Here is a 13,711-nt window from a genome sequence, read left to right as displayed (position 1 = left end):
CATGACACCGTTCAAGGCGCCCGTGGAGGATATCCTGTTCTCGCTTGTCCCTGTCGCGGGTGCCGACCTGACCAAGGGCTGGGACTCGGCAACGGCTGCCGATATCCTTGGTCACTTCGGTGCCTTTGCCGAAGGTCTCATCGCGCCTCTCAATGCCACAGGCGATGCGCAGGGCGCGCGCCTTAAGAATGGGCGTGTCCGGATGCCCGACGGGTTCCGGGATGCCTATAAGAGGTTGACTGATGACGGATGGCAGGGGCTGACGGTGCCGGAAGCTTATGGTGGCATGGGACTCAGCCCGCTGATCGCCGCGGGCGTTTCTGAAATATTCTCGGGTGCAAACCATGCGATGCAGATGGTTTGTAACCTCGTGCCGGGTGCTGTCACGACGCTTTTGCGATTTGGAACGGATGCGCAAAAGGCGCTTTGGATCCCAAAACTGGCGAGCGGTGAGGCTCTTTCGACGATGGCTTTGACAGAGCCGCAGGCGGGGTCTGATCTTTCCGTGATCCGGACCAAGGCGGCACGCGAGGGCGATATCTGGAAGCTCGATGGAGAAAAGATCTTCATCTCCGGCGGTGATCAGGACATGTCCGAAGATATCCTGCACATGGTTCTGGCGCGCAGCGGCGATGACGGGCTACGCGGGCTATCCCTGTTTCTATGCGCCAAACAGCCCGGGGCAAAGGTTACGCGGATCGAGCAAAAACTGGGGCTACACGCGTCGCCCACCTGTCACATGGTGTTTGAAGGGGCGGAAGCAGAGCTGATCGGTGAAGAAGGGCAGGGCCTGAAGGCGATGTTCACAGTGATGAACCACGCGCGGCTGGATGTTGCCTTGCAGGGCATCGCTCATGCAACACAGGCCGCCCGGATTGCCCGCGCCTACGCCGAAAACCGTCAGCAGGGTCGCGGTGCCGACGGTGCGCCAGCTGTTTTGTCTGACCACGCGGATGTGACACGGATGCTGGACGAACAGACCATCCTTGCAATCGGTGCGCGTGCCATGGTGCACCTGACATTTGTCGAGCTTGAGCGCGGCAACACCCCCGCGCGTGCCGAATTCCTGACCTCCATGTGCAAAGTATTCGGCTCCGAGGCAGGGACGCGTGCCGCCGACCTCGGGATGCAGGTCATGGGGGGATATGGCTACCTAACCGAATACGGCATGGAACAAATCTGGCGCGATGCCCGCATCTGTGCAATCTACGAAGGCACAAACGGGATTCATGCCAAAGGGTTGGCCACACGTGGACTGAAACCCGGGGGTGGGGCGGATGCCTTCGAAGACTTTGTCATTAGGATTTCCGGTGAAGCTCCTGATCAGACGGTTCTGGCGACTTGGCAGCGCATGAAGCAGGAGTTGCAGATGTCCTACAACCCAAGCACCTGCGCCCGCGGATTTTATGAAACCTCAGCCGCCCTTTTTCAGGATGCCGTGTGGCGCCGCATTCGTGCGGTGGCCGATCTGCACGCTGACGCGGCCCGGATAAAGGCCCTTGCAGGTCGCGTATTGGGGGCGTCATGACACGACCAGTTCTGATTGCTGGCGGCGGGATCGGTGGTCTGACGCTCGCCTTGACGCTGCATCAGATCGGTGTCCCATGCCGCGTTCTTGAATCCTCCCGCGAGATGAAGCCCCTCGGTGTTGGTATCAACATCCAGCCCAACGCGGTTCGCGAATTGCAAGACATGGGTGTCACAAACGCGGATCTTGATCGCATCGGTGTTCAAGTCCGTGAATGGGCGCTGGTCGGGCTGAATGGCAAAGAGGTCTATGCAGAGCCGCGCGGGCTGGAGGCCGGATACCACTGGCCACAATATGCCGTGCATCGGGGCGATCTGCACATGATGCTCTATGCAAAAGTGCGGCAAAGGCTTGGTCCGGACGCGGTTGATCTGGGCGCCAGAGTTGTTGGCTACGTCGCAACGGCCGGTGGCGTTTCAGTCCAGCTGTCTTCCGGCGTGACAGTTGACGGAAAGCTCTTGATCGGCGCAGACGGAATCCATTCGGCTGTCCGTGCCCAAATGCACCCGTCGCAACCGCCCATACACTGGGGTGGCGCGATCATGTGGCGGGGCACCGTCCGCGCCAAGCCGTTGCGCACAGGATCGTCTTTCGTGGGTTTGGGCACGCACCGCCACCGGATGGTCATCTACCCGATTTCGGCACCGGACGAAAACGGTCATGCCTTGATCAACTGGATTGCCGAGGTGACGGTCGACAACGACACCGGTTGGCAGCAGGACGGCTGGTTCCGCGAAGTCGCGGTCGAAGAGTTTGCGCATCACTTCAAGAGCTTCCGCTACGACTGGCTTGATGTGCCCGCGATGTTGGCACAGGCGGATTGCGCCTTTGAGAACCCGATGATTGACCGTGACCCAATCCCGACCTGGGTCGATGGGCCTGTTGCCCTGATGGGCGACGCGGCCCATGCGATGTACCCGACCGGGTCAAATGGCGCGAGCCAAGCCATCGTGGATGCCCGCGTTCTTGGGGCAAAGTTCCTCAAGTATGGGCTCACACCCGAAGCGTTGTCTGCCTACGACGCGGACCTCTGCGGTCCGGTCTCCGAACTGGTGCTGCGCAATCGGAGTGCGGGACCATTCGGGCTGCTGAACCTTCTGGACGAAAGGTGCGGCGGTGTATTCGAGAGAATCGAAGACGTCATCCCTGATGAGGAACGCCGGGACTTCATGGCCAAGTACAAATCTGCCGCGGGCTTCGCTATGGAAAAGCTGAACAACGCACAGCCGACCATCCAAGACGGCGCGCTTGTCTCCTCAAACGATTAGTGTCCTCGGTCCTGCATGTTTCACCAGCACCGTCTCAGGGCGAAATTGCCAAGGATGCCTATGTCTGTCGTCTGAACCATCGGGGCAGTCCATGGCGCTTCGACAAGAGGGATCGCGCATCGTGACCACCAGAGGGCGCGGCGAGGCAGAAACCCGGACCCAAGAACTGCCACGGTAAGATGCCCGTCAAGGACATGCGCCGAGCCACCCGCCAACAGAAATTGGCTTGGGAGAAGATAGAGATCACACTGGATGGAGCGCAGGGCGAGGACAGCACGATTGCACCCGAGCGTGCTCTCAGCGATGGCGCGGCCGATCGCCCCGCCGCCGCGGGCAGCAATGGCCGGATCTGGACGCGCTTCAGGCTCTCTGTCTCGACGCTTGGGATGTGGTCCTGCGCTACTTTGCCCGCCCCGCTGTCGATGTGGGATGTGAGGCATGGCTTGGCCCGAACGACCAGATGACTGCGCAGAACAATTCGTGCGCCGCGAAGCACGGCGCAAACCGCCCATCGCGACGATCACCTCTGGTTTCAGACCGCACACAGCAGCGCATCCTGTCCTGTTCACCTGCACGACCTGGCGCCGCTGATGACGGTGCAGGGCGGCATCGCGCATTGCGATATCCCTGTGAACAGTTTCCAGTCCAAGCTGCTGGCGCTGTGGCGGACGAGGCAACTGCCTGTCGGACGCTCGCGGAAGAGCTTGACGCAAGGCGGCGCATGAGGACGAACCTGATACCGGCGCCGATGCAGGCAGCACCATTTTTGCGCGGTGCCCTGACAGCCGCAGCATGAGGCCTGACAACGGGCCGCGCACGCGCCCATGCCCCCAGGATCAGAAGCCCTTTTGAAACCGGCGGCTTCCCATGAAGGAAGGTTCGGCGCCAATCCCCTTTCCACCGGGCTTGGCCTGAAATCCGACGGTCGATCATCCGGTTTCCCGATCAAACAGCTGAAAACCCGCGTGTTGTCATAATACGTTGTGACTCGCCAAACGCAGTGGGATGGGGGCTACTTTTCACCCTTGCGCCAAAGGGTATTGGCCTTGTCAATCATTGTTTCGTAACGACACACAAAAGGTTGATCGACCAGCGAGCTTGTTGTCTGAAAAGGGGATGAATGAAAGGGCGTGTATCGGGGTATTGGCTAATTGGTTCAATACTCTGAGACTCCATGCTTTATCCACCGGATGGAGCGCTGAAGTGCAAGAGGGTTGCAGGCGGCATTTAGGCAATGTTCCAAAACAGGATAGATTGCTTTTCATGAAGTATCGAGACCGGCACTTTTTGTGGTGCGAAGACCGTTGAAGGCAATGCGGAGACGCGCGAATAGCTCACTGGAGCGCAAGGCGACTGCATTGCCGAAAGGTCGGTCGGGCGATCCACAGCGATGCCAACGCCTTTCCTCGATCCATTTGCGTGATGTTTACAAGAACGCATCTGGACGCGGTCGGGCTGACTTGCTGTTGGAAAGCCCGCATGGAGCTCCGGCGTTTGTTCAGTCTGGCGGCCATGAGACCGGGAAACATCGAGCCTATGCACCGCTGACCCGACAGGCGATGCTTATGGCGGGATCCATAACGAGGATCGCCCGACCATTCATCCCGGCGCATTGCGTTGAAGGATATCTGGCAACGCTTCGGCGGCAGGTTGCATTGATTGTCCGGTAAATATCTGAAAGTAATATTGAAAATGACGCCTGTGACACGGTGAACCGTGCCTTTTGCCGATTCGGCGTGGGTCGCATGGTTGGCGCGCTACCCCCTTGACTACGGCTGTATCCTCGGGTTCTGCGGACCGGACTGTGGGACACTGGCGGAGTGTGCGAAACAGGACTGCGTCTGGCACGCGCCTAACTAAAATGCATGGGAAAGCCACGGAGTTCGGAAACAGGGTTCGCCAAGACACGGGCGTCGCAAAGAGCATCGGCGACGCGATGAGGGGTCGTGACCCGGCGTGAAGGAATTCCGGTCGCGAAAAGTGCGGAAGATTGCTCCTGATAGCGCTCTCATTTGGCGTTCTACACAGTTTTTGGGGGCGGACGACACGTCTACATATCCGTAACCTTTTGCCGGCACAGCGGAATCAGAACGCAAGCACGATTCCGTTAACCAATATGAATTTCCCGGTTGCGATGGACTGATTTTAATGAATACTGATTCAAATTCGGCACAAACATGCCGGAAAAGATCACTGCCGGGTTTAGAACACGCTTAAGGCGAGTAATTCCCGGCTTTTTCACGTCGTGTGTCGCGCGATGCGTAAAAAGCGCTGAAATTTTCAGCGCATTTGCTGGTATAGAAGGGGTCACCGAATGCCTATTGCCTCCAATACGATCGAACTGTTTGACGCTTCTCTCGCTTCCGTGGGGACATTTCTCTCTTTGCAAGACGCTATTGATGCGGCTTCCAACAATTACACCATTGAATTTGGCGCTGGCAGCTGGGTTGGCGACGCGACGGTGCCCATGACATTGACCGGTCTGACGATCCTCGGTGCCTTCCAGGGAACCGACGGATCAGACGCGGGTCGCGATCTGATGGGCGGTGCAAACGAATCGACTGTGCAGGGGCGGCTTGTCGTTTTGGGCAACGACACCACCGTTGACGGCATGCGGTTCGCTGAGGGCAGTGGCGGCGGTGCCTTTGAACTGGCGGCGATCCACGTGCAGGCGTCGGGTGCGCAGATTACCAATTCGACCTTCTATCGGTCTGGCGTTGTTGACGCAGACACATCGCGCGGGGTTATCAACTCGGTGGGCAATGGTGACGGTCTGACAGTCACGGACAACGCGTTTACCGGTTTCCACACCGGCACCTATGTTCAGGGCGCCAACAACATCACGATCAGCGGCAACACTTATGATGGCAACCTCGTCGGCATCTCGGCCGATGCCTATACGATGGGCAACAGCCACCTTTCTGTTGTCAACAACATCTTCGACAACACGCTTGAGGACATGGGCATTGGCAATGCCGGCGCCAGCTGGGACCCGGTCACGGGCGATATTTCTGGCAACACCTTCAACAAGGGCTTCTTTGACTACGACCCCAACCTCAATCTGGGTTTGTTGGGCGAGAACACCTTCGTCCCGGGCGCGTTCTCGATCCAGGGCTCGGAGTCTGTCTACACGACAGCCGCCGATGCGGTTGCAGCCGCGGGCGCGGGCGATGTGATCGTCGATAACACCAGCGGCAATTTCATCGTCGGCGCGGGCATGTCCATTCAGGACGCGGTCGACGCGGCCACTGCGGGAGATACGATCGAAGTTCTTGCCGGCACCTATGCGGAGAATGTCACCGTCTCCAAAGCGCTGACCATAGAAGGGTCGGATGCCGTTCTGCAAAGCGCTTCCCTCGGGTCCGGCAACGGCTTCTCGATCACGGGCGATATCGACATGGGCGGCGCCGAAGAGGTCTCGATCAGCGGCTTCACGATCGAAGATTACGCGGTGGGTGTGCGGATCTCCTCCACCACTGCCCTGTCGCAGCTGACGCTGGATGATATGTCGATCAACGACAACAGCGTGCACGGGGTCGGCACCGGGTCTGGCGCGCCCACTCTGGGTGCGGTGACGATCACGGATTCCGAATTTTCGGGCAATGGCACCGGCGGCAGCAATGGCTCTGGCGACGTCATCCTGTTCGGCTTCACCGGGGATGCCTCGCTTCTGAACGTCGTCATTGATGGGGTCGGCGATGCGGTCGCACAAGCGGGGCGCGGCGACAATGCCATCCAGATTTCCGGCTTTACACCAAGCACTTACGACGTGACCGCGCCGATTGGCACCGTGGTTCTCGACAAAGTTCAGATGACGGGGGCATATCACAAGCCGCATCTGACGATTCAGGGCTACACCGACCTTGATGGTCTCTCCGTAACGGACAGCTCGATCGAGGGCAGCTCGAACTGGGGCTACAACGTCTTTATCGACCAGCCTGCGGATGGTCAGATCGGAGAGGCTGCGGGTGTGTCCGGGCGGCCCGGCAACTTCCCCGGTGCAACGGGCACAGGCGATCTCGACCTGTCCGGCCTGACCGTGACCAACACTTCGGTTGGCGCGCCGTTCGACGTATTCCTGCGGGCAGCGGATGGCAGCGAGTCGATCATCGGCACCAATGCCGATGATTTCCTGAACGCGCCTGATGACGATCTCACCGACTTTGGCGGCAACGAGACCATCGATGGCCGCGCAGGTGACGATACGCTGATTGGCGGGCTCGGCGACGACGATCTGACAGGCGGCAGCGGCACGGATGCGGCGCTCTATGGCGGCATGCGCGATGGGTTCGATATCACGCAGAACCCGGACGGCAGCTATACTGTCACAGACACCGACACGACCGATGGCAACGAAGGCACCGATACGCTCAGCGGCATCGAATCCGTGTCCATGGGCATGATCGATTTCGAACTGGACGCCAACAGCCCGGACGTCTCGGGGTATACGACAAAGTTCGAGCAGGGGTTTGAGACCGATACAGACGGTTTCTTGACGGCATCCAGCGGCTGGGCCGGATCGCTGACGATGGTCGCCAGCGGAACCAACGGGATCGACGCGGCCGATGGCGGTGCGTATGCGGTCGCGGAGCAAAGCGCGGGCTCCGGCGGTCTGACCGGCCCGTTCACGCGGTTTGACGGCTACCGGGCCGATTTCGCAGACGGATACACAACCCAGATCAAGGTCTATCTCGATCCGTCATGGGCGGATGGCGAAGGGTTCGACTGGTCGGTAGCATCCAGCAACCAGTCCGGCGGTTTCAAGCGCGACTTCATTTTCCACGTCACCAAGGACGCCGATACCGGCACTATCCTCGTGGGAGCGGACAATAACACCAACTTCGACCCGCAAAACAATCTCGAGACCAAGAACCACGTGTCGATCGACACGGCGGGATGGTACACGCTTGAGCACAATTTCTACGAGAATGACGACGGCGATCTCGAAGTTGCCATGAGCGTCTATGACGCCTCGGGGGCCTGGCTCTTCACCGAAGTGCGCAGCAGCGATCTGGATCCCATTGATACCGAGGTAGGCGGCAACAGATATGGCTGGTTCACAAATATTGATGTGACAGGCGGTGTGCCGGTGGATTCGGTCGAGTTGAGCACGGCCAATTCCGGGCTCGTCAAGACGTTGAGCGGCACACTCATCACCGGTGAATTTGCCGATGTAAACGCCGCCGCAGCCCAGATCGGCGCTGGCGAGGTGATCCTCGACACCACCAATGGGCAATATTACGTCTTCGACGGTATGTCGATCCAGGCCGCCATCGATGCGGCTGCGCCAGGGAGCACGATCAATGTGGCTGCCGGGACCTACACCGAGGATCTGGCAATCTCCAAAGATGTCGACATCCGCGGGCCGAATGATGGCCTCATAGGGACCGACGCGGGTCGGGCCGCCGAAGCGGTGATTGACGGCGAGACGGTGGTTTCGTCAGGCTCCGTGAACTTCCACGGCCTCAAGTTCCTGAACGATGACGGCGCACAGCAGACCGATACGCTCTTTGTGCATAGCGGCACAAATGTTGGCGTGTACGACTCGGTCTTCGAGAGCACTGTCGCAGGCGGAAACACCGGTGGCCGCCACGACACGGCGATCTATACGCAGGTGATGAACTCCGGGTCCCTGATGGTGCAGGACAACCTGTTCACGGGCGACAGCAGTTTTTCGGAAGGCGACAAATACAGCACGGCAGCCTGGGGCCGGGGCGTTTGGCTCAATGACGGCGCTGCGACGGTGGATATCGTCGACAACACCTTCGAGAACACGCGCACGGCCATGAACCTCGAAGGCTTCGACAACGTCACCACGCTGGTGACGGGCAACACGATCCGCGACGCCGGATCCGGTATCTCCTTGGGTGTGCCGACTGCCGGTGCGATCACGAATATCGCCGACACCACCTTCGAAAATGTCGATACCGATTTCAACGGGCGCAATCTGACATCAGGCATCACGTTTGATCTCGATGCCACCGGGAACGCCGCCGGGCTTGGTGAAACGCTTGTCTTCCTCGGGGGCAACGGATCGGATTACATCACCGGCACGTCCGGCAACGATCTGATTGCGACCGAAAACACCAGCAGCGGCAGCGGCACGTCCGATACGGTCTCCGCCGGTGCGGGCGACGACACCATCGTCGCTTCCGGTGGGGCTGATCTCATCGACGGTGGCGCCGACACCGACCTCTTCAGCGGTGCGGCGTTGGGCGGTGGCCTGACCGTGGCGCTCAACGCGAACCCGTTTGCCACGTTTGCTCCCGGCACGGGCTTTGCGATTGTCGGTGGTCAGATCCAGGGCCTTACCGGAATCGAGAATCTCGAAGGCAGCTTCTTCAACGACACGCTGACTGGCGATGGGGATGACAACGTTATCATCGCCTCGGCCGGCGACGATGTGGTTTCCGGTGAAGGTGGCAACGACACCTACGACGCGTCTCGTGACGCCAGCGGGCTGACCGTTGACCTTGCGGCGGGCACGGCCACGAGCGGCACTGTCGGGTCCGACCAGATCTCTGGCATTGAGACGGTGCTCGGTGGGTCTGGCGACGACGTCATCACCGGCGATGCGAATGCCAACCTCCTCGTCGGCAACGGTGGCGGCGACACGATCGCCGGCGGCGAAGGCGATGACACGATCGACGGCGGAGAAGCTACCGATACGGCCGTGTTCTCAGGTGTGTCGAGCGGCTTCACCGTCGCGCTGGATGCAGGCAATGTGACCGTCACAGACAATGACACGACCGATGGCAATCAGGGCACCGACACGCTGAGCGATATCGAGCTTGTCGCATTTGGCGATGTCACGATCGGTGCCGTGGCCAATGATGACAGCATTTCTACCGACGAAGACACAGCCGTCAGCACTGGCAACCTTCTGGATAACGACTTTGACGTCGCTCTGGACGGCAGCCTTTCGATCGTTGCAGGCGGCGACGGAGTAACCGACACCCACTTGGCAGCGGGCACAGCCACATTTACGGCGGCTAATGGAGGCTCCGTCACGCTGAACGCCGACGGCACCTACAGCTACGATCCGAATGGGGTTTTCGAGGCGCTCAATGAAGGCGAGCCTGCACCGGCTGCCGACAGTTTCACCTACACGGTGACGGATGCGGACGGGAACCAGGCCACGGCAACGGTGACCGTTGACCTGACCGGCGTCAACGACGCGCCGGAGGTGCCATCGACGGTCAGCTACCACCCGGTTCTGACCGAAGAGTCCCTTGGCACCGTCGATATCGCTGCACTGCTGTCTGATGTTGATGCCGATGCCGAGGATGATCAGACGTCGCTGACCTACGCGATTACCGGCGACGATGAAGCGCGGTTCGACACGTCTCTTTCGGGGACGGGTGTGCTGGTTGCCAAGGGCACAAATGCCGACTCGCTGAACGCGGGCGAGCAAATCACGCTGACGGTCGATTACTCCGTCACCGATCAGCGCAACGCGAGCGACAGCGGGCAGGTGGAAATCGTCATTGAGGGCGAGAACGACGGCCCGACGATGGACGATGGCGCCGGTTCCGCATTCGAAGATGGCGGGTCGACGACCGTGGATCTTTCGGCGCTTGGCGACGACCTTGATGCCGAAAACAATGGCGCGAACCTCTCCTACGCGATCACCACGGATTTGGCCGCGACCGGTGAGGGCAGCGCGTCCATCAGCGGAAGCACCCTGACCTTTGATCCGGGATCCGACTTCCAGGACCTTGCGGCTGGCGAAGAGGCGCAGGTGACCATCGGCGTGACAGCCACGGACCTGCAGAACGCAACCTCGTCCGAGGGCACCATCACCATCACGGTGACGGGGGTCAACGACGCGCCCAGCATGGCGAACGGCACGCTGGTCACAGACGAGGACACGGCCACAACACCGATCGATCTCGACACTCTGGGCACTGACCTCGACGCCACCGATGCGCTGACCTACAGCGTGACAACCGGCCCGGCGTTCGGCACTGCGAGCATTGTCAACGGAGAGTTGGTTTTCGACCCGGACGATGCGTTCGAGGCCTTGGACGGTGGCGATAGCACCACGGTTACGATTGGTGTGACGGCCAATGACGGATCGGTGGATTCGAACGAGGGCACCATCACGGTCACCATCAACGGGCAGAATGACGACCCGGTGATTGCCGATGCGGACGAAACCGCAACGATGGCGGTCAGCGAGGACGACCTTTCCACCCCGGTGATCAACCTTGCGAGCCTGACCAGCGATGTGGACGAGGATGATGATCCGGCCTCGACGTTCACCTACAGCGTGGATCCGGCTTATGCCGGGGCAGGTGTGTTCTCCATCATTGGCGACAACCTCTTCTACAACCCGAACGGCGAGTTCGAAGCGCTCGCCGTTGGTGAGAGCGACACCGTCACCGTCACTGTGACGGCCGATGACGGCAACGGTGGCACGGACACGGCCGACATCACCGTCCAGATCAACGGCGCCAACGATCTGACACAGGTCAGCGGTCCGCTATCGGATGTCACCGACGAGGATCAGGGCACCGTTTCCTTTGATGTCGATGCGCTCATCTCGAACGCGTCCGATGTGGATGCCAGCGACGTATTGTCGATCCAGAACCTGTCCCGCACAGATGGTGGCCGGGCGCTGACGAGCCTTACGGTCAGCGACACCGGAGGCATCTCTTTCGACGCCAATGAATTCAATGACCTTGGCGTTGGTCAGCAGGAGACGATCACGTTCAACTACGAGGTGATCGACGGCAACGGGTCTGTTATTCCGACCTCTTCCTCGATCCAGATCAATGGGGTCAACGACGATCCGGAGATCTCGGCGCTGGGCTCTTTCCTTGCCTCCGACTCGAACTGGACGTCGGGCGCGGTCAACACCATCGTGGAGGATACCGCCACTGGTTACACCGGAAACGCGAATGTCGCATTCTCTGACGTCGACATTCCGGATGGGGCGACATTGTCCACCAGCTTTGCGCTGAGCGGCGCTGCCGCAGGCAAGGCAACCGCGGCACAGATTGCCCTGCTGGAAAACGCATTGTCGACAGCAATGCCGAACCAGTCTCCGGCAGCGGGCGTGCAGAATGTGCCGTTCTCGTTCACCTTGGCCAACGCGGCGCTGGACTTCCTCGCTGACGGTGACCTGGCAACCGCCACCTGGACCGTCACCGTCGATGATGGGAATGGCGGCACCGACGCGATCGACTTCGCAATTGGTCTCACCGGCGTGAACGATGCGCCGGAGGTGCTCGCCATCGACCTCACCGCATCGAACGAGGACGAGGAGCGGACCATCACTTCGGCAGAGTTGCTCGTCAGTGCGACCGATGAGGACGGTGACATGCTCAGCGTGGAGAACCTCGTGGCCTCCTCGGGTTCGCTGATCGACAACAATGACGGAACCTGGACCTTCACCCCGGATGAGAACGACGACACCACGGTGACCTTCACCTATGACGTTGCAGACGGGATCACGGTGACGCCAAACACGGCGACGCTGAACCTCTTGACGGTGGACGACCCGGCCGAAACGGCTGTTGATGACGCCTTCTCCTTGCTTGAGAGCGAGACGGTGATCGGCGATGTGCTGGCCGATAATGGCTTCGGGCCTGATGTCGATGTCGATGGCAATTCCCAGGTGACGGCGGTTAACGGCTTTGAGGGGGTTGTCGGAGGCACGCTCACGCTGCAGTCGGGAGCGCTTGTGTCCGTGCAGTCTGACGGGACGTTCAGCTATGACCCGAACGGGGCATTCGACACGCTGCCCGATCCTGTCACCTCCGGAGCGAATGGCACCGCGACCGACAGCTTCACCTATACGCTGGACGGTAGCAGCACGGCCACGGTCACGTTTACCATCACCGGTGAAGACAGCGATGACAGCGTCGTCGGCGGTGGCGGCAACGATCAGCTCTTTGGTGGTGTCGGAAGCGATACCATGGAAGGCAATGGTGGGCGTGACAGGCTCGACGGAGGCTCCGGCGCGGATGAGCTCAGCGGCGGCATGGACGCGGATACGCTGAAAGGCGGGGTTGGCGACGATCTCATCGATGGCGGCATGGGGGTCGATACCGCGCTCTTCAGCGGCATCTTCACCAGTGTGGTTGTCAATCTGGAGAACCAGTTTGCCACCGGCGGTGCCGGAACCGATACCATCATCAATGTCGAGAACGTGTTTGGCGGAGCCAGCCACGATACCATTTACGGCACCAATCAGCACGGCAACCGTCTTGAGGGATCGAACGGTGACGACACCATGTATGGGCTTTCGGGCCGCGATACCTTGCTCGGCGGCAATTCCGAAGACCGGTTGTTTGGCGGCAACGACGTCGACAGACTCTTTGGTGGCGCGCAGGATGACTATCTTGACGGCGGCGCCGGCACGGACTTCCTGACCGGCGGTTCCGGAGCGGACAGCTTCGTGTTCAGCGATATTGACGACACGGGTGTCGGGCGCTTCAAGCGCGATGAGGTTCGTGACTTCAATGCGGCCGAAGGCGATATTATCGACCTGGCTCTGATCGACGCCAATGCGACGACCGCCGGCGATGACGCCTTCACCTTTGTCGGCACCACGTTCACGGGGAACGCCGGCGAAGTCATTCTGAACGACTACATCCTGTCGGGGGTGGACGTGACCATCGCATCCATGGACGTGGATGGCGATAGCGTCATCGATGGACAGGTCTATATCGTCGGAGGTGCAACGATCAGCGACTTCATCCTGTAAGGGGTGCGCGTCGCGTTTGGCCACTCGACGCGTCCTGTGACGTTACACGGAATGTCGCATCCCGGATGACCCTGAGAACCCTCCAAGCTCGCTGCATTTGTTTGGCAGAAATGAGCTTGGGGGGCATCGGGCCGGGGTGCGGTTAGGCTTGTTCCTCTTCACAATCGGAATTGGATGGCGCCAAAGACAGCGGCAGGGACA

General features: G+C 60.2%; 3 protein-coding genes. All 3 read left to right on the top strand.

The window, feature by feature from the left end:
* Window position 1: 1 nt before the first annotated feature.
* The 3 genes from J1C49_RS11360 (at window position 2) to J1C49_RS11350 (ending at window position 13,510) form a co-directional block, all read left to right on the top strand.
* Window positions 2-1,528, top strand: a complete 1,527-nt coding sequence (locus tag J1C49_RS11360) for an acyl-CoA dehydrogenase family protein (RefSeq protein ID WP_227445943.1) — start codon at window positions 2-4, stop codon at window positions 1,526-1,528.
* Entirely contained in the window at window positions 1,525-2,796 is a 1,272-nt protein-coding gene (locus tag J1C49_RS11355) for a flavin-dependent oxidoreductase (protein WP_227445942.1), read from the top strand. Before J1C49_RS11360 ends, J1C49_RS11355 begins: the two co-directional genes overlap by 4 nt.
* A gap of 2,314 nt (window positions 2,797-5,110) precedes the next feature.
* Window positions 5,111-13,510, top strand: coding sequence for a VCBS domain-containing protein (locus J1C49_RS11350; protein ID WP_227445941.1), 8,400 nt, complete (start codon window positions 5,111-5,113; stop codon window positions 13,508-13,510).
* Window positions 13,511-13,711: the final 201 nt, after the last annotated feature.

The sequence above is a fragment of the Cognatishimia sp. F0-27 genome (assembly GCF_020667845.1).
In the GTDB taxonomy this organism is placed as follows: Bacteria; Pseudomonadota; Alphaproteobacteria; order Rhodobacterales; family Rhodobacteraceae; genus JAFMPQ01.
The sequence above is the reverse complement of the archived record's forward strand: the minus strand, read 5'-3'. Positions and strand labels throughout refer to the sequence as shown.

What these genes read in the sequence shown, in the direction of transcription:
- J1C49_RS11360 (WP_227445943.1), top strand. Translation starts at nt 2, where the DNA reads ATGACACCGTTCAAGGCGCCCGTGGAGGATATCCTGTTCTCGCTTGTC.
- J1C49_RS11355 (WP_227445942.1), top strand. Translation starts at nt 1,525, where the DNA reads ATGACACGACCAGTTCTGATTGCTGGCGGCGGGATCGGTGGTCTGACG.
- J1C49_RS11350 (WP_227445941.1), top strand. Translation starts at nt 5,111, where the DNA reads ATGCCTATTGCCTCCAATACGATCGAACTGTTTGACGCTTCTCTCGCT.